Source organism: Kitasatospora sp. NBC_01287, assembly GCF_026340565.1.
Lineage (GTDB): Bacteria > Actinomycetota > Actinomycetes > Streptomycetales > Streptomycetaceae > Kitasatospora.
In genome coordinates, this window is sequence record NZ_JAPEPB010000001.1 from 7,850,359 (window position 1) to 7,873,795 (window position 23,437).

General features: G+C 75.2%; 10 protein-coding genes, 1 tRNA gene and 1 pseudogene. 7 read left to right on the plus strand and 5 right to left on the minus strand.

The features are described 5' to 3' along the window. Nucleotides 1-145 precede the first annotated feature (145 nt). Nucleotides 146-1,606 carry a chloride channel protein gene (locus tag OG455_RS33625; RefSeq protein WP_266300066.1) on the plus strand — a complete coding sequence of 487 codons (1,461 nt, stop codon included), beginning with the start codon at nt 146-148 and terminating at the stop codon, nt 1,604-1,606. A gap of 902 nt (nt 1,607-2,508) precedes the next feature. Here the strand turns inward: OG455_RS33625 and OG455_RS42155 are convergent. The 3 genes and pseudogenes from OG455_RS42155 to OG455_RS33640 all read right to left on the minus strand — a co-directional run. After that, a pseudogene (locus OG455_RS42155) lies at nt 2,509-3,165 on the minus strand (FAD-dependent oxidoreductase); the annotation flags it as partial. A 136-nt stretch (nt 3,166-3,301) separates the two neighbouring features. Then, a complete protein-coding gene (locus OG455_RS33635; RefSeq protein ID WP_266300067.1) occupies nt 3,302-4,051 on the minus strand; it encodes a hypothetical protein in 750 nt (249 codons plus the stop codon). Nucleotides 4,052-4,450: 399 nt separating this feature from the next. Further along, nucleotides 4,451-4,524 (minus strand) — tRNA-Met (locus OG455_RS33640). A gap of 257 nt (nt 4,525-4,781) precedes the next feature. On the opposite strand from OG455_RS33640, the gene OG455_RS33645 reads away from it, so the two are divergent. The 6 genes from OG455_RS33645 (at nt 4,782) to OG455_RS33670 (ending at nt 22,050) form a co-directional block, all read left to right on the plus strand. Further along, a complete protein-coding gene (locus OG455_RS33645) occupies nt 4,782-8,216 on the plus strand; it encodes an FtsX-like permease family protein (RefSeq protein ID WP_266300068.1) in 3,435 nt (1,144 codons plus the stop codon). Between the two features lie 106 nt (nt 8,217-8,322). Beyond that, on the plus strand, nt 8,323-11,184 hold the full coding sequence (locus OG455_RS33650; RefSeq protein ID WP_266300069.1) for a hypothetical protein: 2,862 nt from the start codon (nt 8,323-8,325) through the stop codon (nt 11,182-11,184). A gap of 23 nt (nt 11,185-11,207) precedes the next feature. After that, nucleotides 11,208-12,104: an ABC transporter ATP-binding protein gene (locus OG455_RS33655; protein ID WP_266301052.1), complete on the plus strand. Its 897-nt coding sequence runs from the start codon at nt 11,208-11,210 to the stop codon at nt 12,102-12,104. Nucleotides 12,105-12,191: 87 nt separating this feature from the next. Beyond that, entirely contained in the window at nt 12,192-15,173 is a 2,982-nt protein-coding gene (locus OG455_RS33660; protein ID WP_266300070.1) for an AAA family ATPase, read from the plus strand. A 146-nt stretch (nt 15,174-15,319) separates the two neighbouring features. After that, complete coding sequence (locus tag OG455_RS33665) at nt 15,320-16,750, plus strand: triacylglycerol lipase (protein WP_266300071.1); 1,431 nt, start codon at nt 15,320-15,322, stop codon at nt 16,748-16,750. After that, nucleotides 16,747-22,050, plus strand: coding sequence for a tetratricopeptide repeat protein (locus OG455_RS33670; RefSeq protein ID WP_266300072.1), 5,304 nt, complete (start codon nt 16,747-16,749; stop codon nt 22,048-22,050). The genes OG455_RS33665 and OG455_RS33670 overlap by 4 nt, the downstream gene beginning before the upstream one ends. Nucleotides 22,051-22,107: 57 nt before the next feature. On the opposite strand, the gene OG455_RS33675 is transcribed toward OG455_RS33670, so the two are convergent. Beyond that, entirely contained in the window at nt 22,108-22,845 is a 738-nt protein-coding gene (locus OG455_RS33675) for a VOC family protein (RefSeq protein WP_266300073.1), read from the minus strand. Between the two features lie 97 nt (nt 22,846-22,942). Further along, nucleotides 22,943-23,392: a GNAT family N-acetyltransferase gene (locus OG455_RS33680; protein ID WP_266300074.1), complete on the minus strand. Its 450-nt coding sequence runs from the start codon at nt 23,390-23,392 to the stop codon at nt 22,943-22,945. Between the last annotated feature and the right edge of the window lie 45 nt (nt 23,393-23,437).

Genomic DNA, 23,437 nt, shown 5'->3' on the forward strand with positions numbered 1-23,437 from the left:
GGGGGCCATTGGGATGACGCTGGCCGCCCGGTCGGGCCGCCGTCCCGAGGTGCCGGGGTGTGGGTGACGGTCCGTGATATCACGTCAGGGATGCTGCGGGCGTGCCGTGTCGCGGCCGACCACCCGTGCCGAGGAGGCGATCCGCATGTCGGCCGAGAGTCCCGCCGAGACGCCCGGGGCCCCTGGGCCGCCCGGGTCGCCCGGGGCGGCGCCGCCGGACCCGCTGGCGCTGGTGCGCACCCGCCGCTACCTGGTGCTGCTGTTGATGGCGGCGGTGATCGGGGTGCCGGTCTCCGCCGTCGCCTACGGCTTCCTCGCCCTGGTCGGTGAACTCCAGTCCTGGACCTACACCGACCTGCCCAAGGGCCTGGGCTTCCACGGGACGCCGCCCTGGTGGCCGCTGCCGCTGCTCGGCGTGGCGGGTCTGCTGGTCGGGGCGATCATCCGCTACCTGCCCGGCACCGGCGGGCACCGGCCGGCCGAGGGCCTGTCGACCAAGGGCGTGTCCGGTTCGATCGAGCTGCCCGGCATCCTGCTCGCCGCGCTGGTCACGCTCGGCCTCGGCGCGGTGCTGGGGCCCGAGGGGCCGCTCATCGCGCTCGGTGGCGGTCTGGCGGTCGGCGCGGTGCGGCTGACCAAGCGGCCGATCCCCCCGCGGGCCGCCGCGGTGGTGGGCGCCGCGGGCAGCTTCGCGGCGGTCAGCGCGCTGCTCGGCTCGCCGCTGCTCGGGGCGTTCCTGCTGATGGAGGCCTCGGGGCTCGGTGGCACCATGCTGAGCACGATGCTGCTGCCGGGCCTGCTCGCGGCCGGGGTCGGCTCGTTGATCTTCGTCGGCCTTGGCGACTGGACCGGCCTCGGCACCTACTCGCTGGTCCTGCACCAGGTGCCGCACGCCAGTACGCCCGACATCGCCGAGTTCGGCTGGGCGCTGGCCATCGGCCTGGCGGCGGGACTGCTCGGCTCCGCGATCCGGCGGCTCGGCCTCGCCCTGCAGGCCCGGGTCGAGCGACGCACGGTGGTGGCAACGCTGCTGGCCGGCCTGGTGGTGGCCGGGTCGGCGATCGCCTACGCGCAGGGGACGGGCCGGAACGCCTCCGAGGTCCTCTACTCGGGCCAGAGCGCGATGGACCCGCTGCTGATCAACCAGGCCTCCTACTCGGTGGGGGTGCTGCTGCTGCTGATCGCCTGCAAGTCGCTGGCGTACGGCGTCTCGCTGAGCGCCTTCCGGGGCGGCCCGGTCTTCCCGTCGATGTTCATCGGCGCGGCCGGCGGGATGCTGCTCTCGCACCTGCCCGGGCTCTCGCTCACGGCCGGCTTCGCGATGGGCATCGGGGCGATGTGCGTGGCGATGCTCAGGCTCCCGATGACCGCGGTGCTGCTGGCCACCCTGCTGCTGGGCACGGAAGGGCTCACCGTCATGCCGCTGGTGATCGTCGCGGTGGTGGTCTCCTACGTGGTGGCGCTCCGGTTGACGCCGGAGCCGGCTCCGCCGTCGGAGTCCGCTGCCCCGCCTGCCCCGTCTGCCCCGTCTGCCCCGTCTGCCCCGCCTGCCCCGTCTGCCCCGCCCGTATCGCCGCCCGCGCCCGCCGCGCCGGCGACCGGCTGAGCGGGGCGGTGCCCGCAGGCGTCGTTCAGCTCGTCCCACCCGGGCAGCTTCACCCGGGCGCCCCGGCCCAGTTCGGCCGCGAGGCCCCGCTCGCGCGCCTCGATGCCGAGCCAGTCGGCGTAGCTCACCGGGCGCACCCCGCGCGCCGCCAGCAGGTCGGTCAGCCGGGGTGCGGCACCCCCGGGCGGCCGGGCCCGGGCGCCGATCCCGGCCGCGTGGTCGGCGAGCAGCGCGCGCACCGTCTGCGCCGCGTCCGACCGGTTGGTGCCGATCACCCCGGTGGGCCCGCGCTTCAGCCAGCCGGCCACGTACTCGCCGGGGCACGGGGTGCCGTCCGCGTCCAGCACCCGTCCCTCGGCGTTGGGCACGACGGCCCGGCGCTCGTCGAACGGCACGCCGGGCAGCGCCGTGGCGCGGTAGCCGACCGAGCGCAGGACCAGTTGCACGGGCAGGGTCCGGTACTCGCCGGTGCCGACCAGTCGGCCGGACGCGGTCGGCCTGCACCGCTCCACCCGCAGCGCCCGCACCCGGTCGGGCCCGGTGAGCTCCACCGGGCGCAGCCAGAACCGGACCGAGACCCGGCGGTGGCCGCCTGCCGGGGCCCGGTGCGCCCAGCCGGCCAGCACCGCCAGGTTGTCCCGCACCCGCCGGTCGGGCCGGGCTGGCTCGCCACCGGCCCCGGTCCCGTCGAAGGCGTCGACGCCGTCCGGCACGGTCTCGCCCGGATCCACGGTGACATCGCTGTCCGGCAGCTCGCCGACCGCGCGCAGCTCCCGGGTGGTGAACCTGGCCTGCGCGGGCCCGCGGCGGCCGATGACGTGGATCTCCCGGACCCGGCTGGCCGCGAGCGCGGCGAGCACCGCCTGCGGCACGTCGGTGGCGTCGAAGTCGGCGGCGGGCCGGGCCAGCACCCGGGCCACGTCGAGCGCGACGTTGCCGGCGCCGATCACCGCCACCGACTCGGCGTCCAGCGCGAAGCCCGCCGGGTCCGCGTCGGGGTGCCCGCAGTACCAGCGCACGAAGTCGGCCGCCGCGGCGCTGCCCGGCAGGTCCTCGCCGGGCACCTGGAGCCGCCGGTCGCGGGCCGCGCCGGTCGCGTAGACCACCGCGTCGTAGCAGCGCAGCAGCAGCTCGCGGCTCACCTCGGTACCGAAGCCGAGGCCGCCCAGGAACCGCACCCGCGGGTGTTCGAGCACCCGGCGCAGGTAGTCGGCGATGGAGCGGATCGAGGGGTGGTCGGGGGCGACGCCGTAGCGGACGAGGCCGTACGGCGTCGGCAGCCGCTCCAGCACGTCCACCTCGACGTCCTCGATGCCGCCCGCCGCTGCCTGCTTCAGCACCGCCTCGGCCGTGTAGAGGCCGGCCGGCCCCGAGCCGACCACGGCCACCCGAAGGCCGGGCGCGGCCGGTGCGCGGGTGGCGGCGGCCGTCGTGGCGGTCGTGATCGCCGCCGCGGGCGCGCTGGTCGCGGTCGTGGCGGCCGTGGCCGTCGTGGCGGTCCTCGCTCGTCCGTCCGAGGTCAACGGGTCCTCCTGCCGCCCTCGCGGTCCCCCCTCCATGGTGGCACCCGCGGCCCCGGCCCGGTCGACGAGGATCTCGCGCGAACCGGTCGACGGCGCCGGGCGGGCCCTCAGCCATGGGCGAGGACCCGGAGCGCCCCGCACGCCCTGGCGGTCAGGGTGTGCGGGGCGTGGACTACCGCAGGGCCTTCCGCACCGTCATGGCCTGATCGAGCAGGGCCCGGACGGCGGGCAGGTTCGGGTGCTTGGCGGGAAAGGCCGCCAGGGCCGCCCGGTAGGACGTCACGGCTTCGTCCACCGCTGCGGTGCCGCCGCTGCTACGCGCGTGGAACATCAGAGCGGTGCCGAGGTTCACCAGCAGGCGGGGGCCGGCCGGGTCGCCCTCGGGGGTCGCTCGCACCGCCTCGCGGCCGGCGGCGACGGCCTCCGCGATGAGCTCGTCCCGCCCGCTCGCCTTGCCCCAGAGCAGCAGCGCGTTGCTCAGAGTGCCCTGCAGGGCCGCGCGGTGGCGGAAGCCGGGGTCGCCCGCGACCTCGTTCCATGCCTCCCGCGTCAGCGTCGCGGCCTCCTCGATGGCAGCCTCGTCGTTGGTGAGCATGAACACCTCCTGGAGGGAGGAGCCCAGGCTGGACAGGACGTTGGCGCGGACCGCACCTTGCGGGCCGGGCGCTGCGAGGGCCTGGCGCCCGGCCTTGACCGCCGCGTCCAGGTCCGCACGGTCCCGGGTCCGCTCGTAGCGCAGCCGCAGCAGTACCCCGCGCAACCGCAACGCGTCGGCCCGCTGCCAACTGGCCGCGGGGGCCGCCTGGTAGGCGATCTCGATCAGCGAGAGCCCGAGTTCCAGGAGCTCTGGAGCGCCGGTCCGCTCGTACGAGCTACGGGCGTTCTCGGCTGAGCCCAGCGGGTCGGAGGGGTCGATCCGCACCGAGGGCGCACCGGTACTTCCAGCGCGTGACGGTCCGTCCGCGGCCGCGCGGCCGCGCGCCTGTCCATTTTTGGAACGAAAGGGCCATAGTGGAGCCATTCGCCACCATCCGTCGTGATGGAGCCCGTTCACGCCGAGGGCCTGCTGCCGCCGGTCCTGGAGGCTCTGGCTAATTTTAGCTGATTGATCGTCAAAATGACCTAGCAGTATCGGATGTACCGAACAATGGACGGCGGCCGCCTCCGCCCGGAGCGATCGGCATGAATCCGGGGTGATCGTTCAGCGGTCTCGCGGCGGGTCACTGGTCGGGGCTGCGGAGAGAGGGCAGTCCTGCGAACCCTGGAGCGGCAACGCGAAAGTCCCGGCGCAGGATCTGCGCCGGGACTCTTCTCGCCGTAGTAGCGGGGACAGGATTTGAACCTGCGACCTCTGGGTTATGAGCCCAGCGAGCTACCGAGCTGCTCCACCCCGCGTCGGTGAACCAGACTCTACGGCACGCGGGACGCCAGGGGAAATCCGTTTTCCCTGGCCGTGGCGACAGGTGGGCACCTCTGTCGTTCCTTGCGCGCGGGCCGGAGTGAACTCCTCGCGGCACCTGGCGCGTTGTCCAGTCGTAAGACGAGTGGTACAGACCACATGGTGCCTGCTGTGGTAGAACCTCAGCTCTGCGGCACGAGTGGTCTCCGGTGTCACGGCCCTGCGCCGCGCGGGGCGCCGAGGGGAGCGGTGGATGGTTCTGCGGGGGGTCGGCCGCCGGTTCCGGCGGCACGGTCTGGTGCTGGCGGCCGTGGCCGTGAGCATCCTGGTGGCGACGGCGGTGCTGGCCTCGGTGGCCGGGCTGGCCCGCGCGGCGGCCACCGAGGGGGTGCGGCAGCGGCTCGCCGCCGACCCGGGCCGCTCGGTGGAGGTGGACGCGCGGTGGAGCGCGCAGGGACTGCCGGCGGCCGACCGCGCGGTCCACACGGCGCTGGTCCGGGCGCTGGGCGGCACCCCGTTCCGCACCGAGACCGCGCTGCGCGCCACCGGCCTGCTGGACCTGCCGCTGCCGCCCGCCGGACGTTCGCGGCCCACCGAGACCACCCTCTCCGGCCTGCCGGTGGCGCTGCCGGACCCGGGACGCTTCGCCCGCCTGCTGGCCGGCGCCTGGCCGGACGCGCCTGCGGCCCCCGCCGCGCCCGCCGCGCCCGCCGCGCCCGGCCAGGCGCCGGCGGCCGGCGGCGGGTTGCGGATCGCGCTGCCGGCGCCCACCGCCGACCGGCTCGGGGTGGGCGTCGGCAGCGCGATCCAGGTGCGTGACCCGGTCTCCGGTGGTCCGTTCGCGCTGACCGTGACCGGGCTGTACCGGCCCGAACCGGCCGCCGCGGCGCTCTGGGCCGGCCTGGACGCCGGGGAGAGCACGGCTCCGGAACCGCTGCTGGTCGACGGCCGGCAGCTGACCGCGCTGCCCGCCTTCGCCGGTCGCACCCTGGCCCTCTGGCTGGCGCTGCCCGACACGGATCGGCTGAGCCTGTCCCAACTGGCCGCGCTGCGCGACCGGGTGGCCGTCCTGGTGGGCAGCGACACCGCCCGCTCGGTCTACCGCGGCGGCACCCCGGCGCTGGCCGGGACCGTGGTGCGCAGCGCGCTGCCCGGGGCCGTCGACGGCCTGGTGGTGCCGGCGCTGGCCGCCCGCGCCGAGATCGACGTGCCGCTCGCGCTGCTGGCGGTGCTGGCCGCCGTGGTCCTGGTGCTGACGGCACGTCGGCTGGCCGACGCGGTCGGCGCCGAGCAGGCCCTGCGGCACGCCCGGGGGGCGGGCGCGGTGCGACTGCTCGCGGTGACGGCCGGTGAGTGGGCACTGGTCGCGGTGCCGGCGGCGGTCGGCGGCCTGTTGCTGGCCGGGCCGCTGCTGACCGCCGTGCTGCGCGTCGCCGGGCTGCCCGGGGCGGCGGCGGCCGGGGCGCCGGTGATCTGGTGGACGGCGGGCTTCGCGCTCGCCGTGCACGGGGTGGCGCTGCTGCTGCCGGTGATCCGGCTGGTCCTGGACCCGGGGGCCGAACGCGCGCCGCGCCGCCGGGCACCGCGCCGCGCGGGCCCGCAGCGAGCCGGCGCGGACCTGGCGCTGCTCCTGCTCGCGGTCCTCGGCTATCTCCAACTGCGCCACTACGGCGGTGTGGTGGCCATCGGCGTGGGCAGCGGGTTCGACGCCGCGGTGGACCCGGTGCTGGTGCTCGCGCCGGTGGCGCTGGCGGTGGCCGGCGCGGTGCTGCTGCTGCGGCTGCTGCCGCCGGCCGGGCGGCTGCTGGAGCGGGCGGCGAGCCGCTCCCGCGCCCTGGTGCTGCCGCTGGGTGGCTGGCGGGTGAGCCGCGACGGCGCCCGGCAGGCGGTGCCGGTGCTGGTGACCCTGCTGGCGGTGGCCTGCGCCGCGCTGGCGGCCGGGGTGCTGGGCGCGCTGCCGGCCGGCGACCGGGACCGGGCGGCCTTCACGGTCGGCGCCGACCTGCGGCTGACCGGGGTGGCCGGCGCGCCGGGGCAGCGGCACGCCGCGCTGGCCGCGCTGCCGGGCGTCACGGCGCTGACCCCGGTGGCCGAGCGCTCGGGGTACGTGGGCAGCACGGTGGTGCAGACGGTCGCCATCGACACCGGCTCCGCCGCGTCCGCCGCGCCTGCCGCACCCGGCGCGTCCGCCGCGGGGCTGCCCGCGCTGCCCGCGCTGCGCGCGGACCTGGCCGACCGGCCGCTGAGCGCACTGCTCGCGCCGCTGACCGCGCTGCCGGTCCAGGGCCTGGCGGTGCCGGGCGCGCCGACCGCGCTGGAGCTGACCGTGCGGGCCACGGCCGACCAGCCGGTGCCGGCCCCGGGTGTGCGGCTGGTGCTCTCGGTGCAGGACGCGGACGGCCTGACCGACCAGCTGACGGTGGCGCTGCCCACCGACGGCGGCTCGCACGTCCTGACGGTGCCGCTGGCCGCCGCCGGGCACCGCCACGACCCGCTGCGGATCAGCCGGTTGGCCGTCCGCTTTCCCGACGCCACGGCCGTTCGGACCACCCTCGACCTGGACCTCTCCGGGATCAGCGCGGTCACCGGCGACCAGCGGGCCGCCGTGGCCCTGGCAGCCGGCCAGCGCTGGTACCGGTCCGCGGCGGCCTTCGCCGACCCGACCGCGCTCGGCTGCCCCGGCAGCGTCCAGGTCCCCGACCAACCCCGCTGGGGCGGCGACGCGTCGAGTCAGGCGGCGGGCGCCTGCGAGGTGTCCGGCGACGCGGCGCGGTTGCTGCACGCCGTGGTCCGCTCCCAACTGCCGTCCACCGACCCGGCGGACACGACCACCGGCGCCCCCGACGTGGTCTTCGCGGCCCTGCCCGACAACGGTGCCACCGCGCCGCCACCGCCCGTGCTACCCGCCCTCGCGGACCGGGCGATGCTCACCGGGCTGAACGCGAAGGTCGGCGACACCGTGCGGCTCGTCTGGGACCGCGGCCAGCAGAACCCACAGCTGGTCAGGATCACCGGTGAGATCGACGCGCTGCCCGGCTACGACCACGACCAGGGGCACCTGCTGCTTGATCTGCGCGCGCTGGCCGCCGCCGGCGCGACGACCGGGGAGAGCCCGCCCACCGACGCGCACTGGTGGCTGACCAGCACCGACCCACGGGCCACCGCGGCGGCCGTCGACGCCGACGCCGAACTCGGCAGCGCGCAGAGCGTGCCGCAGGTCGCCGCCGCCCTGGCGAGCGACCCGTTCCAGGCCGGGCTGCGCGGCGCCTGGCTGCTGATGCTGCTGGCCGCGCCGCTCTTCGCGGTGACCGCGCTGACCCTGCACACGGTGGGCACGACGCGGGCCCGGCAGCGCGAGTTCGCGGTGCTGCGGGCGCTGGGGGTGCGGCGCGGCGAGCTGACCGCGCTGCTGCGGGCCGAGCAACTGGCGGTCACGGCCCTGCCGGTGCTGCTCGGTGGCGTGCTGGGCCTGGTCCTGGCGGCCGTGCTGCTGCCGCTCATCGTGCTGGACGCCGGGGCGGGGCCGCTCTTCCCCGCCCTGCTCACCGCGCCGGGCCGACCCGGCGCCGCACTCACCGTGCTGGTCAGCGGCCTGCTGCTGGCCCTCGCCGTGCTGCTGCTCACCCGGCTGCTGGCCCGGGTGGATCTCGTCCGCGCACTGCGGGCCGGGGAGGACGGACAGCAGTGACGAACCGTCATCACGCCGATGCCGCAAGCATGTTGACCACTCGGAACCGACCGTGCCACGACGTGTCCAGCCCGAGCCGACCGTGCCACGACCGGGGGACCGCACGATGCTGACACTGCGCCTGATCCGACGCGAGGCGCGGATCTCCTGGCCGGTCGCCCTGGTGCTCACGCTGCTCGGCGTGCTGCTCACCGCGATCCCGCTCAGCTGGCCGCCGCGCTTCGACCAGCTGGCCGCCGGTTCGCTGGCGGACCGCGTCACCCGGGCGGAGCAGGCCGGTCCGCTGCTGGCCGCCGGCGCCACCACGGAGCCCGGCTCGGCGGCCCCCGACATCGCGGCCGGGGTGCCGCGTGGTTCGCTGGACGGGGACCTGGACACCGTCGGCCACGCGATCCGCGCCAACGCGGGCCCGCGGCTGACCCCGCTGCTCGGGACCCCGAGCGCCCGCGCGCAGACCCCCGGCGCCAACGCGGCCGGCCCCGGGCTGCCGATGCCCTACGGCAACCCGCCCCGGCTGTCCCTGGACTACGCCCAGCCCGGCGGCGCCGGCGGGCCGGTCGAGTACGTCCAGGGTCGGGCCCCGCGGCAGCCGCCGGACGATTCGGCCCCGGACCCCGCTCAGCCGGACCCCGCTCAGCCGGACCCGATCGAGGTCGCTGCCTCCGAGGCGACCAGGGACCGGCTCGGCCTGACGGTGGGGCAGCGGTTCACCCTGACCGGCCAGGACTGGGAGACCCCGGTCGTCCTGGTCGGGGTGTTCCGCACCGACCACGGCGCCGACCGGCTCCGGCAGCAGTTCCCGCTGCTCGCCGCGCCGATCACGGTGTCGGCGTGGTGGGGCCAGGAGCTGGACGGGCAACTGCTGACCAGCTCCGGCGGGATCGAGCAGGCGGAGAGCCGCGGCACCGTGCCGCTGCAGCTGGCCTGGGACTTCCCGGTGACCATCGACCGCGCCGGGCCCGGCAGTACCGTGGCCGCGCTGGCCGCGCTGCGGGCCGAGGTGGCCGGACTGCTCGCCCTCGACTCGACCACGCTCTGCGCCGGCCACGTCGGCGACACCTGCGTGCTGTCGGGGCACCAGCTGCCGCCCGTCCAGATGTTCGACGAACTCACCCCCCAGATCGACGCGTTCGCCGCCCAGCGGGAACGGACCGAGCAGTTGCAGGGCTTCGCGCTGGCGGGGCTGCTGACCGTGGGCGTGGCCACCGCGGTGGCCGCCGCCCGGCTGGGGGTGCGCCGTCGCGCCGGCGCTTTCACGCTCCAACTGTCGCGTGGGGCCCGGCTGTCCGGGATCGCCGCCCGCCTGCTGGCGGAGGCGGCGGTGCCGGTGGCCCTCGGGGTGGCGGGCGGCTGGGCGCTGGGCCGCGCGCTCGCCCCGCCGGGCACGGCGCTGGGCTCGCCGCTGCCGGTGCTGGTCGCCGGGCTGCTGGTCTGGTGCGCGCCGGCCGCGGTACTGCTCGCCTCCGTCGGGCGCGCCCGCACGCTGCCGCGCTCGCGCCGGCTGGTGCTGGAGGGGCTGGTGCTGCTGTCGGCCGCCGCCGGGCTGGCCGCGCTGCGCGCCCGCGGCGCCTTCGCGGGTGACGGGATCGATCCGGAACTCGCCGTGGTGCCGGGGCTGCTGGCGCTCGTCACGGTGCTGGTGCTGCTGCGCCTGCTGCCCGCGGTGCTGCTCCGGGCGGCCCGCTGGGCGCGGCGGGCCCGAGGCCCGGTGCCGCTTGTGGCGCTGGCCAGGGCCGGCGCGCAGAGCGGCGCGGCGGCCCTCGCGCTGCTGGTGCTGGTGCTGGCCATGGGGCAGGGCGTCTTCGGCGGTCTGGTCTCGCGCACCATCGCGGACAGCCGTGAGCAGGCGGCCGACTGGGCCACCGGCGGGGCACCGGTGGCGGTGGTCGGCCCGCGCGACCAGCTGCCCGCCGACCTGTCGGGCCTGCGCACGGTGGGACACCAGGTGCGGGTGGTCGGCGCGGCCGGCACGCTGACCTCGCAGGACGACGGCACCGAGCTGCCGGGCGCCCAACTGGTGGGCCTGGACGCGAGTGCGCTGGGCGCCGCCGATCCGGCCTCCGCGCTGGCCCGCGCGGTGCTGGCGGCCGGGCTGGCGACCACGCCGACCGGCAAGGGCGGTCCGGACGGCGACGAGCCGGTGCTGCCCGCGTTGGCCGATCCCGCGCTGGCCGCCCGGTTCCCGGACGGCAGCTTCGAGGTCTCCGGGCCGGGGACGGCGCGCTTCCTGGTCCACCTGCTCGGAGCGCTGCCGGGCGGGGCGCTGCGCGACCCGGCGCTCGGCCCGGTGCTGGGCAGCGGGCCGCAGGGCGGCCCGCTGCTGCTCTTCGCCGGTCCGGCGGTCCAACTGCTGCCCACGCAGAGCTGGCACCCCAGCGCTGACCTGCTCTACCCGGCGCCCGGCGGGCCACCGCTGGACCTGGCGGCGGTGCGCGCCGCCACCGCCGCGCGCCCGGCGCCGGCCGCCGGGGTCGGGGCGCCGGTGGAGGTCCGCGACCGGGCCACGGAGCTGGGTGTGCTGCGCGGTGACGGGCTGGTCCGCTCGCTGCGCCTCGGCTACCAGGTGGCCACCGCGCTCGGCCTGCTGCTCGCGCTGGGCGCCTTCGCCCTGGAGCTGGTGCTCAGCGCGCCCGAGCGGGCCCGCACCACCTCCTACCTGCGCACCCTCGGGCTGGGCAGCCGGGCCGTGCTGGGCCTGCAACTGCTGCAGCTGCTGCCGCTGCTGCTGGCCGCCGCGCTCGGCGGCACCGCCCTGGGGCTGCTGCTGCCCGGCGCGCTCGGGCCCGGGATGCGGCTGGGCGCGCTCACCGGCGGGCCGTTCGAGCCCGCCGTGCACATCGACTGGACGACCACCGCCCTGCTCGGCGCCGCCCTGGCCGCGCTGGTGCTGGCGGCGGCCGCGCTGGAGGCGGTGCTCGGCCGTCGTCGCGGACTGGGCGCGGTGCTACGACTGGGGGAGGCCCTGTGACTGTCCGTCAGACCGAAGGTCCCATGGTGGTGTGCCAGAGCCTGGTGCGGATCTTCCGCACCGGCGCGGCGGGCCGCGCCGGGGTGGAGGTGCAGGCCCTGCAGGGGCTCGACCTCACCGTGGCGCGGGGCGAGCTGACGGCGCTGGTCGGCGCCTCCGGCTCCGGCAAGTCGACCCTGCTCGGCATCCTGGCCGGGCTCGACGCCCCCAGCGCAGGCACCGCCGAGGTGGCCGGCGCCGACCTCGGGGCGCTCAAGCGGCGCGAGCGGACCGCCTACCGGCGCCGCACCGTCGGAGTGGTCCAGCAGCAGACCGCGCGCAACCTGCTGCCGTACCTGACGGCCCGGGAGAACGTGCAGCTGCCGATGGGCTACGTGAACCTGCCGCGCCCTCAGCGCGCCGCCCGGGCGCTGGAGCTGCTCGACCTGATGGGCATCGCCGCGGCCGCCGACCGCACCCCGGCCGCGCTCTCCGGCGGCGAGCAGCAGCGGGTGGCGATCGCGGTCGCCCTGGCCAACCGCCCCGAGCTGCTGCTGGCCGACGAACCCACCGGCGAGCTGGACAGCGCCACCGCGGCGGAGGTCTTCGACGCGCTGCGCACCGCCAACCGCGAGCTGGGCACCACCGTGCTGATCGTCACCCACGACGCGATGGTGGCCGAGCAGGTCCGCCGCACCGTGCGGATCCGCGACGGGCGCACCGCCACCGAGCTGCTGCGCCGCGCGGCCGGCGAGGCCGAGGGCAGCCCGCTGGTGGCACAGGAGTACACCGTGCTGGACCGGGTGGGTCGCCTCCAACTGCCCCGCGAGTTCACCGAGTCCCTGGGCCTGGCCCACCGGGTGCGCCTGGTCCTGGAGCGCGACCACATCGGCGTCTGGCCCGACCACGGCGACCCGGCCGCGTCCGCGACCGGGGAATAGCCCCGGGGCGCCCGGGGGCGGATCGACTACGATCGGGCCCGCCGATCATGAATCCCGATCGCGGGGGGCCCGTTGTTCAACATGTTCGTGTCGCAGACGGATCCGGGGGCGTTCCGGACGATCGGCGACGCGTTGGAGGCGCCGTGGCCGGCGGGGCCGCGGCAGGTGGTGGTCGCGCCGGGGCAGTACCGGACCGGGCCGCTGCGCTGCTGGGGCACCCTGGTGATCACCGCGCTGGGCGGGCCGGGGTCGGTGACCATCGACGGCTCCGGCGAGTACGACCTGCTGGTCGAGGGCCGGGTCACGCTGCGGGGCCTGGCGCTGCGCAACTGGCACGAGTCCGGCGCCGTGCTGCGGGTGAACGGCGGCTCCGCGGTGGCGGAGGACTGCGAGTTCGTCAGTGCCTCCGACACGGCGGTGAGCGCCTGGGGCGGCGCGGAGCTGTTCCTGCGGCGCTGCACCGTGCGCGACGGCGCGGTCGTCTACTCGGACGCCGCCGGGATGATCGAGAACACCGAGGTCACCGGCGCGCGGTCCTGCGGGATCGCGCTGCGGGACAGCAGCAAGGTCAGCGTGCGCGGCAGCCGGGTGCACCGGGCCGCCCAGCACGGGATCTGGGTGACCACGGGATCCGCGCCGCTGATCCAGGACTGCGAGGTCGACAGCCCCGGCTTCAGCGGGATCCTGGTGGAGAGCCACGCCAAGGCCGCCGTCCACGGCGGGGTGATCACCGGGTCGGGGCAGTGCGCCCTGGTGGTGCGCGACCAGGGCCGGGCCGACGTGGAGGGCCTGCGGATCGCCGACGCGGCGCAGGACGGCGTCTGGTGCACCAACGGGGGAGTCCTCACGGCCACCCGGGTCACCGTGCACGACGCGGCGCGGTTCGGGCTGGCGGTGGACGCGGGCGGCAGTGCCCGCCTCACCGACTGCGGGATCCGCGACTCCGGCGACTCCGGCGTCACCGCGCTCGCCGCTGGCGAGGCGGTGCTGGTGAACGGCTCGGTCGCGCAGTGCGAGATCGGGGTGGCGGTGGCCGCCGACGGGCGGGTGGCGCTGGAGGGCACCCGGCTGACCGGCAATCACAAGATCGGCTTCGCCGCCGATCCCGGTGCCTCGGCGGTGCTGCGCGGCTGCGTGGTCACCGGGACCGGCGGCCAGGGGATCGTCACCGTGCGCGGCGCCCGGGTGGAGTTCTCCGAGCTGGTGTCGCGGGAGAACGCGGCGGAGGACCTGTTCGACGTCGAGCCGGCGGGCGATGACGACCCGCAGGCGGCGGCGGCCTCGGCGGCCCCGTCCGGCTCCCCGCTCCCGCCACCCCCGGCACCCCCGGCACCCCCGGGGTCCGCGGCGCCGCGGACCCCGGCCGGCACCGCCGGCGGGGCGGCGCCCGGCGCCCGGTCGGTGGAGGAACTGCTCGCCGAACTCGACGCCATGATCGGCCTCGGCGCGGTGAAGCGGGAGATCAGGAAGCTGGTCAGCTTCCTGCGGGTGGTCGAGCAGCGCCGCGGCGCCGGCCTGCCCGAAGGGCCGGTGATCGGGCGGCACATGGTGTTCTCCGGCTCGCCCGGCACCGGCAAGACCACGGTCGCCCGGGTCTACGGGCAGCTGCTGGCGGCCCTCGGCGTGGTCTCCGCGGGCCACTTCAGCGAGGTCTCGCGCGCCGACCTGGTCGGCTCGGCGCTGGGCGAGACCACCCGCAAGACCACCGCCGTCTTCACCAAGGCGCGCGGCGGGGTGCTCTTCATCGACGAGGCATACACGCTCTCCCGCCGCTTCGGCACCGGCACCGACTTCGGGCAGGAGGCCATCGACGCCCTGGTCAAGCTGATGGAGGACCACCGCGACGAGGTCGTGGTGGTGTTCGCCGGCTACTCGGCCGAGATGCGCGAGTTCCTCGGCGCCAACCCGGGGCTGCAGTCGCGGGTCTCGCGCACCCTGGAGTTCGAGGACTACAGCCCGGACGAGCTGGTGGGCATCGTCGACGGGCTGGCCGGGCAGTACGGCTTCACGCTGGCCGCCGAGGCCAGGGCGGCGCTGGGCGTCCACTTCCGCGGGGTGCGGCGCACCGAGACCTTCGGCAACGGGCGCGAGGCGCGCCGGATCTTCGAAGCCGCCCTGGAGCAGCAGGCGTTGCGCCTGGCCGAGCAGTCGGCCGCGCCCTCCTCCGCCGACCTGGTCCAGCTGCTCCCGCAGGACTTGGACGGCATCGTGCAGCGCGGGCTGGGCGCCCGGTTCGGTGACGCCAGGGACCCCGGGCAGCTGCAGGCGATCCTGGACGAACTCGCCGCGATGGTGGGCCTGGAGGGGATCAAGGGCGAGATCAGCGACCTGATCGACCTGATCGTGACCACCCGCCGCAGGGAACGTGCCGGGCTGCCCGTCGACCCGGCGCCCGGCCACCTGGTCTTCGCCGGGCCGCCGGGCACCGGCAAGACGACGGTCGCCCGGCTCTACGGCTCGCTGCTCGCCGCCCTCGGCGTGCTGGCGCGCGGCCAGGTGGTGGAGGTCTCCCGGGCCGACCTGGTGGGGAAGTTCATCGGCTCCACCGCGATCCTGACCACGGAGGTCTTCGAACGCGCCCGCGGCGGGGTGCTCTTCATCGACGAGGCGTACACCCTGACCAGGGACACCGGCTCCCAGCACGACTTCGGGCAGGAGGCGGTGGACACGCTGGTCAAGCTGATGGAGGACCACCGCGACGAGGTGGTGGTCATCGCGGCCGGCTACACCGGGCAGATGGCCGCCTTCCTGGCCGCCAACCCAGGGCTGGCCTCGCGCTTCTCCCGGACCGTCGAGTTCCCCGCCTACGAGTTGGCGGAGCTAGCCACCATCCTCGCCCACCAGGCGGAGCGCGCCGGCTTCGAACTGCCCGCCGCCACCGCCGAAGTGGCCCGCCTGCTGATGGCCGCCGAGCGCGAGCGCTTCGCCCAGGGCAACGCCCGCGAGGTGCGCAAGCTGCTGGAGGCGGCCAGGACGGCGCACGCCCGCCGGATCGCCGTCCTCGAACGCGCGGGCGGCGAAGCCACGTTGGACGAGCTGCGGCTGCTGCTGCCGCAGGACGTCGGTTGACGGGCGGCAGCGCGGGTGTGTATCAGGTTGGACACCGGCCGTGAAATCCCGCGCCGTCGGGGCGCGGTAGGCCGGAGCATGGGCATCCGCGGTGGGCCGTCCAGGACCAGGGGGCGGCCCGGCGGAGCCGGCTGAGCGGAGGCGTGTTGAGTCGTAGGCATGTGGTGTACGTGCTGCCGGGGATCGGCGGCAGTGTGCTGGAGCGGCCCGGGACGGGCGGGCGGCCCGCGAAGACGGTCTGGGACGCCGGATTCGGTGACCTCGCCGGCCTGCTGTGGGGGCCGGACCGGCTGGCGGTGGACGAGCCGCTGCGGGCGACCGGACTGATCAGCTCCAAGCGGCTGCTGCCCGGGTGGACCGTCGTTCCCGGCTACGAGAAGCTCCTGGGCGGCCTGCGGGCGCTGCCGGGAGTGCGGCTGGACGAGGGGCACCCCGAACGGCGCGACCTGGCGGCGGACGTGGTGGTCTTCCCCTACGACTTCCGCCTGGGGGTCGCGCACGCCGCCGAGTTGCTGGCCGCCGACGTCCACGAACGGCTGAAGGACTGCGGCGAGGCCGAGCGGGCGGGCCGCGTGGTGATCGTGGCGCACTCGATGGGCGGCCTGGTCGCCCGCTACTGGCTCGGCCCGCTGGGCGGATGGCGGCTGTGCCGGTCCCTGATCACCCTCGGCACCCCGCACCGCGGCGCCCCCAAGGCCCTGGACCTGCTGACCAACGGCGTGCGGCTGCTCGGCTCGCGGCTGGACGGCGTCAGCGACCTCCTGCGGGAGTGGCCCTCGATGGCCGAGCTGCTGCCGCGCTACCCGGCCGTCTGGGACACCACCGCGAACACCGCCCGCTACCCGCACGAGGTGCCGGCCGCCGGGCTGGGCGCGGCGGCCAGGGCGGCCTTCGCCGTGCACCAGGAGATCGACCGGGCGTGGCAGGAGATCCCGCGCACCCCGGACGCGCCGCAGGTGGTGCCGCGGCTCGGGTGGAGCCACGCCACCGCCGGTTCGGCACGGTGGGACGGACGCCGGCTGACCGTCAGCAAGAAGCTGCCGCACTGGCTGGACCTGGCCGGCTGGGAGAAGGACCACGGGGACGGCACGGTACCGGCGATCTCCGCGGTGCCGGTGGAGATGAGCGGGTACGACACCTCCGGCTGGCGCGCCCGCGACCGGCACGGACCGCTGGCCTCCGCTCCCTGGATCCCCGCCCTGGTGCAGGCCTACGAGGACCGGGCGCCGCTCGCCGCCGTGCGGGGGGAGGAGCGGGAGGCGGCCCTCGGGCTGGACCTGGACGAACTCCACCCCGAGGGGACGCCGATCCCGCTGCGGGTGCGGCTGCGCGGCGACGTCCTGCCCGCGGAGGGGCCCGCTGCCGTGTGGGCGGTGCTGCGGCCGGTCGGGGAACCGCGGCGCACGGTGGCGGAGGTGCGCCTCGACCAGGACCAGCAGGACCAGGAGAGCGGTGGCTTCAGCACCGAACTGCCCGGCCTGCCACCGGGGCTGTACGACGTGAGGGTCAGCGCGCGGGCGGTGCCCGGCGTGGGCGACCTGAACGCCGCCGACACGGTGGCGGTGGTGGGCCCGTGAGCGGTTGGCCCCGCTGGTCGCTGGAGGGCGAGCCGGCCGCGCTCGCCAAGTACGTCCTGCCCGAGGAGGTCGCCGCACTGGTGCGGCTGCCGGGCCCCGCGACCGGCAGCCGCCTCGACCAGGCCCGAGCCGTCTACGACGCGCTGGCAGGAGTGGGCATCACCTACTCCCACGAAGGCCGCTCCGACGAGCCGGGCCGACAGGTCATCCGCGAACCCGGCGAGATCCTCTGGAGCCCCCGGCACGCCACCTGCCTGGACCTGGCCCTCACCCTGGCCGCCGCCTGCCTGCACGCCGGGCTGCACCCCCTCGTCGTCATCGTCGACGCGCCCGACTCCGGCCGCGCCGGCCACGCGCTGCTGGGCCTCTGGATCGAGGACCCCGACCCCGACGGGCCGCCGCTGCCGGACGCGGACGTGTGGACCACCCGCCCCGACGGCTGGGAGGAGCTGGTCCAGCAGGACCTCACCGGTGCGCCCCGCCCGCTGCTGCTCCTGGACCCGGTCGGGCTCGCCCACCCGCTCCCCACCTCCCCCGCCCTGGGCACCCGGGCCACCTTCGCGGACGCCGCCCGCACCGGCGCCCGGTACGCCGACACCTGGGCCTGGCGCCTGGCCGTCGACCTCGGCCGCGCCTGGCGCCGGCAGGACACCCACCCCACCGCGCGGCGCCCCGAGGACAGCCCGCTGCGCCCGCCGTACGTGGCGCTGGACCCGCGGGTGCACCGCCCCTTGCAGCTGCTGCGCGCCGAGCACGCGGCGGTGCGGTTCCAGGCCCGCGACGAGCTGACCATCCTCACCGATTGGTGCCTCAGCACCGCCGAAGGCCCGTACACCGGGGTCGCGGTCATCCACGGCGTCGGCGGCGCGGGCAAGACCCGCCTCGCCCTCGAACTCGCCCACCGGCTCGCCACCGACCACGGCTGGTACACCGGTTGCCTGCGGGAGAACGCCGACGGACGCGCCTGGCTGGGCGCCGTCACCTCGCCCACCCTGATCGTGCTCGACTACGCCGACGCCCGCGCCGCCGATGCCCGCGACCTGCTGGCGGTCCTCAAACGCCGTACCCAGCGCGGTGCCACCCCCGCCGTGCTGGTGCTGACCGCCCGCTCCACCGACGGCCAGTGGCTGACCACCCTGCGCAAGGGCTGGGAACGCGACGGCCACCCCTGCCGCGAACGCCCGCCCCTGCGGCTGCCCCCCGAGCACCCCGACGGCGCGGCCCTCTTCCGCCGCGCCCTGCGGACCTTCCAGCACGACCCCGACCTCGCCGACCCGGAGTCCTTCCACGCCGCCGCGCCGCAGGAGTGGACCACGCTGGACCACCTGCTGCTGGCCTTCCACCTCTCCAGCGGCCCCGACCGGGTCCCGACCACCCGCGAAGAGCTGTACGAGGAAGTCCTCGGCCACGAACGCGACTACTGGGCCCAGACCTACCGGAAGACCACCGGCACCACCGCCGACGCCCCCCGGCACGTCCTCGACCGCGCCGTCGCCTGCCTGACCCTGCGCGCCCCCACCACCCGGCCCCAGACCCTCAACGCCCTGCGCGCGGTGGCGGAACTCGCCGACGACGCGCGGTGGCGCGAGACCATCCACGCCACCCTGACCAGCTGCCTGCAACCCGGCCCGGGCGAACCCCTCACGCTGCGCCCCGACCCCATCGCCGACCACCTCGTCCTGAACGAACTGCGGGACGACCCCGAGCTGCTCGCCCGCACCCTGGACGGCCTGGACCCGGAGCAGTTGTCGGCCGCCCTGCGCCAGCTGAACCGCGCCGCGGCCGCCGATCCGGATGCGGCCGGTGACCTGTTCGCGGCCTGGACCGGTGGCGGCCCGGAGCGCTGGCAGCCGGTCCTGCTGATCGCGGCCGAACAGGGCGGGAGTGCCCTGGTGGCGCTGCAGCGGCTCGTCGACAGCGAGCCCGCGCCGCCGTGGCTCGACGACCTCGCCCTGGCCATCCCCTTCACCGCCATCGGGCTGCCCCAGCTGGGGTTGCGGGCCGACGGCCGCCGGCTGGCGCTGCTGCGGTCCGGCGGCAGCCCTGCGCCCGCCGAACTCACCGGACTGCTAAGGCGCCTGAGCCGCCGCCAGGCCGATGCCGGTGACCGGCGGGGAGCCCTGGCCTCCATCACCGAAGCCGTCGACCTCTATCGCGAGCTCGTCGGCACCGAGCCCGCCGTCTTCCGCCCCGAACTCGCCACGGCCCTGAACAGCCTCGCCGTCCGGCAGAGCGAGACCGGGGATCGGCGGGGGGCGCTGGTGTCCGTCACCGAGGCCGTCGAGATTCACCGCGCCCTCGGCGGCGCTTTCCGCTCCGAACTCGCCGCGGCCCTGAACAACCTCGCCAACCGGCAGAGCGAGACCGGGGATCGCCGGGGGGCGCTGGTGTCCGTCACCGAGGCCGTCGAGATTCACCGCGCCCTCGGCGGCGCTTTCCGCTCCGAACTCGCCGCGGCCCTGAACAACCTCGCCATCCAGCAGGGTGATACCGGGGATCGGCGGGGGGCGCTGGTGTCCGTCACCGAGGCTGTTGGTCTCTACCGCGAGCTTGTCGTGGCCAATCCCGTCGCGTTCCTCCCCAACTTGGCCGTTGGCTTGAACAACCTGTCCAATTGGCAGGGTGATACCGGGGATCGGCGGGGGGCGCTGGTGTCCGTCACCGAGGCTGTTGGTCTCTACCGCGAGCTCGTCGTGGCCAATCCCGTCGCGTTCCTCCCCAACTTGGCCGTTGGCTTGAACAACCTGTCCAATTGGCAGGGTGATACCGGGGATCGGCGGGGGGCGCTGGTGTCCGTCACCGAGGCTGTTGGTCTCTACCGCGAGCTCGTCGTGGCCAATCCCGTCGCGTTCCTCCCCAACTTGGCCGTTGGCTTGAACAACCTGTCCAACTGTCAGGGCGAGACCGGGGACCGGCGGGGGGCGCTGGCCTCCATCACCGAGGCTGTTGGCCTCTACCGCGAGCTCGTCGCTGTCGACCGCGCGGCTTTCCTTCCCGACCTGGCCGGTGCCCTGAACAACCTGTCCATCCGGCAGGGCGAGACCGGGGACCGGCGGGGGGCGCTGGAGTCCGTCACCGAATCCGTCGACCTCTACCGCGAGCTCGTCGCTGTCGACCGCGCGGCCTTCCTCCCGGACCTCGCCGGCGCCCTGAACAGCCTCGCCAGCTGTCGGAGTGATACCGGGGATCGGCGGGGGGCGCTGGCCTCCGTCAGCGAATCCGTCGACCTCTACCGCGAGTTCGTCGCGGACTCCGCTGCCTTCCCCGACCTGGCCGGTGCCCTGAACAACCTGTCCATCCGGCAGGGTGATACCGGGGATCGGCGGGGGGCGCTGGCCTCCGTCACCGAGGCTGTCGGTCTCTACCGCGGGCTTGTCGCTGTCGACCGCGCGGCTTTCCTGCCCGACCTGGCTGTTGGCCTGAACAACCTGTCCATCCGGCAGGGCGAGACCGGGGACCGGTTGGGGGCGCTGGCCTCCGTCACCGAATCGGTCGACCTCTACCGCGAGTTCGTCGCGGACTCCGCTGCCTTCCTCCCCGAGCTCGCCGGCGCCCTGAACAACCTGTCCAACTGGCAGGGCGACGTCGGGGATCGGCGGGGGGCGCTGGCGTCCGTCACCGAAGCCGTCGACATCCGCCGCGGCCTCGCCGCCGCTGACCCCGCCGCCTTCCTCCCCGACCTCGCCGGGGCCCTGATCAGCCTCTCCAACCGGCAGGGTGAGACCGGGGACCGGTTGGGGGCGCTGGCCTCCATCACCAGAACCGTCGACCTCTACCGCGACCTTGTCGCTGCCGACCGCGCGGCCTTCCTCCCCGAGCTCGCCGGTGCCCTGAGCAACCTCTCCATTCGGCAGGGCGAGATGGGGAACCCGCAGGCAGCGCTGGCTTCCATCACTGATTCCGTGTACCTCTACCGCGAGCTCGTCGCCGTCGACTCCGCCGCCTTCCTCCCCGAGCTCGCCGGCGCCCTGAACAACCTCGCCAACCGGCAGGGCGAAGCCGGGGACCGCCAGGCGGCGCTGGCGTCCGTCACCGAAGCGGTCGACATCCGGCGCGACCTTGTAGCCACCGATCCCGCCGCCTTCCTCCCCAACCTCGCCATGTCCCTTAACAACCTTGCGAACGCGCAGAACGACACGGGGAACCCACAGGCGGCGCTGGCCTCCATCACCGAAGCCGTCGACATCCGCCGCACCCTCGCAGCCGCCGATCCCGCCGCCTTCCTCCCCAGCCTCGCCCTGTCCCTGAACAATCTCGCCATCTGGCAGAGCGACACGGCGGCAGCCACAGCTGCCTGGGAGGACGCTGTGGCCGCCGTGGAGAACCACCCCCTGGCACAGGCGGAGCTCCGGGCCCACTTCGCAGCCCACCTCGCGGAGCGCGTCGGCACCAGCGCCGCCGTTGACCAACTCCTCCACGCGGCGCAGGCCGCAGCCGCCGGCGACCCGCAGCCCCTGCAACGTGCCCGGCAACTGATCCGCCGCACCGCGACCGGCCTCGACCTCCACGACCCGCGACTGCCCGACTGGGCCACACACGCCCTGCCGGACAGCTCCCTGAAACTCCTCGACCAATGGAACCGAACCGCCGACTGGCGCAGCGGGGAAGCCTTTCTACGCGCGCACGCCGCCGAGATCCTGCGACCGGACTTCCGCCATCACCTTCGCCTGCTCGTGTCCCTCTTCCCCGATGACCCGGCTGTCGACAGCCTGGCTCATGCCCTGACCGAGGCCGACACCCACGGCCTCGACCCGATCCTGGACCGCGAGCGGCGCAACCACGAGGCGCACACGCTGCTGGCTGCCTGGATCACCACCCCCACCTGGCCGGACTCCCTGGAGTTCCTCGACGAGCACATCGAAGAGCTGCTCACCCACGAGGTCCTGTCCCTGCTCGCGGGGCAGGACACCCCCGTCGGCCGCCAGCACCTCGCCATCCTGCAGCTCGCCGCCCAGCTGCCCCACGACCAGGTCTTCGAGATCGTCACCGACCTGGACACCGCCACTGAGTACGGCTTCAGGGCCGTGCAGCTGGGGGACGTCCCGCTGCTGTGCGCCGTCGCGGACGCCTGTCCCCAGTTGGTCGAGAACATCGCCGGGGTCCTGTTCGCCGCCGTGATCGCCACGGCCGCCGGCAACACCGACCAGGCTTGCCAGTTCGCGCTGATCATCGCCGAGCACGGCACCGACATCCAGCGCCAGGCCTACGCGATCCGACTCCGTGCCCTCGCCGAGCTCGCCCCGGACCTGGCCGGCGCGAGCGACCTCGCCGACCTCATCCACCGTGACGAACAACTCTGACGAACAACTGCGACGAACAACTGCGACGAACAACTCCGACGAGCAGCCCCGAGCGTGTCAGCGCGGGGTGAGGAGGCAGAACTCGTTGCCCTCCGGGTCGGCCAGGACGGTCCACGGCACGTCGCCCTGGCCGAGGTCGACGTCGGTGGCGCCGAGAGTCCGCAGCCGGGACACCTCGGCCGCTTGATCGTCTCCGGGGTACGGGCGGAGGTCGAGGTGGATGCGGTTCTTCACGGTCTTCGCGTCGGGTGTGCGGATGAACTCCAGGTACGGGCCGACGCCCTTGGCGGAGCGCAGCACCGCCTGATCGTCGGTCACCTCGTGCACGGTCCAGTCCATCGCCCCGCCCCAGAAGCGGGCCATCGCCCGCGGATCCGCGCAGTCGACCACGACGGCGGCCATCGGCCCGGTGTCCCGGTAGATCGATCGCGGCTCCAGCACGCAGAACTCGTTGCCCTCCGGGTCGGCCAGGACCGTCCACGGCACGTCGCCCTGGCCCACGTCGGCGGGCGTCGCGCCGAGGGCCTGGAGGCGCGCGACCAGCTCTGCCTGGTGGGCCGCAGAGGTGGTGGCAAGGTCGATGTGCACACGGTTCTTCACCGTCTTGGGTTCCGGGACGCGAAGGACGTCGACGTAGACGGCGACGGGGTCGGGATAGACGAGGCCCACGGGTTCGAGATTGGTCACGCCGGGCCCCTCGCTGGTGACGCCCCAGCCGAGCACCTCCGCCCAGAACCGGCCGAGCGCGGAGTCATCCTGAGCATTCATCGCAATTTGCACAAGTCGTGTCGCCATTCCGCCGACCCTATGCACACCGCCCCCGCGACGACAAGCACCTTCACCGTTGCCGGACGGAGATCAACCCGCCCGCCACCTCGACAGGTCAGGTGAGTCAGAGCATCCGCTCGAAGCACAAGGAACTCTCCGAGTCGGCATAGGCGCCGAAGTTCGGGATGCGTTCGTAACCGGAGCGTGTATAGAAGCGCACGGCACCGGACAGGCGGTCCCCGGTCTCCAGCCGGAGGCTCGTCCAGCCCTGTGCGCGTGCCCAGTCCTCCAGCGAGCGAAGGATCAGTGCGGCGACGCCTGAGCCGCGCCAGGCCGGTGCGACATACATGCGCTTGACCTCGCCGACCCCTTCGCCGAGGTGCCGAAGCCCCGCGCATCCCACAGCGGTGCCGTCGTCCTCGTGGGCCACGAAGAACACCGCGATGTCCGCTGCCGATGGCGGCACACCGGGATCACTGTCCGGGGTCCCGTATATCGCGGCGATCTCGGCTCGCTGTCTGTCGCGGAGCGCGGTCGCGTCCGGATCGTCCCAAGGAGGCTGAGTGATCTTCATGCCGTGGATCTTACGGAACCGCTTCGAACAGGGGACTGCCCGCGG

Bases quoted from the DNA above. Each gene is read 5' to 3' on its own strand.
- OG455_RS33625 (WP_266300066.1), top strand. From the start codon at position 146: ATGTCGGCCGAGAGTCCCGCCGAGACGCCCGGGGCCCCTGGGCCGCCC.
- OG455_RS33645 (WP_266300068.1), top strand. From the start codon at position 4,782: ATGGTTCTGCGGGGGGTCGGCCGCCGGTTCCGGCGGCACGGTCTGGTG.
- OG455_RS33650 (WP_266300069.1), top strand. From the start codon at position 8,323: ATGCTGACACTGCGCCTGATCCGACGCGAGGCGCGGATCTCCTGGCCG.
- OG455_RS33655 (WP_266301052.1), top strand. From the start codon at position 11,208: ATGGTGGTGTGCCAGAGCCTGGTGCGGATCTTCCGCACCGGCGCGGCG.
- OG455_RS33675 (WP_266300073.1), bottom strand. From the start codon at position 22,845: ATGGCGACACGACTTGTGCAAATTGCGATGAATGCTCAGGATGACTCC.
- OG455_RS33680 (WP_266300074.1), bottom strand. From the start codon at position 23,392: ATGAAGATCACTCAGCCTCCTTGGGACGATCCGGACGCGACCGCGCTC.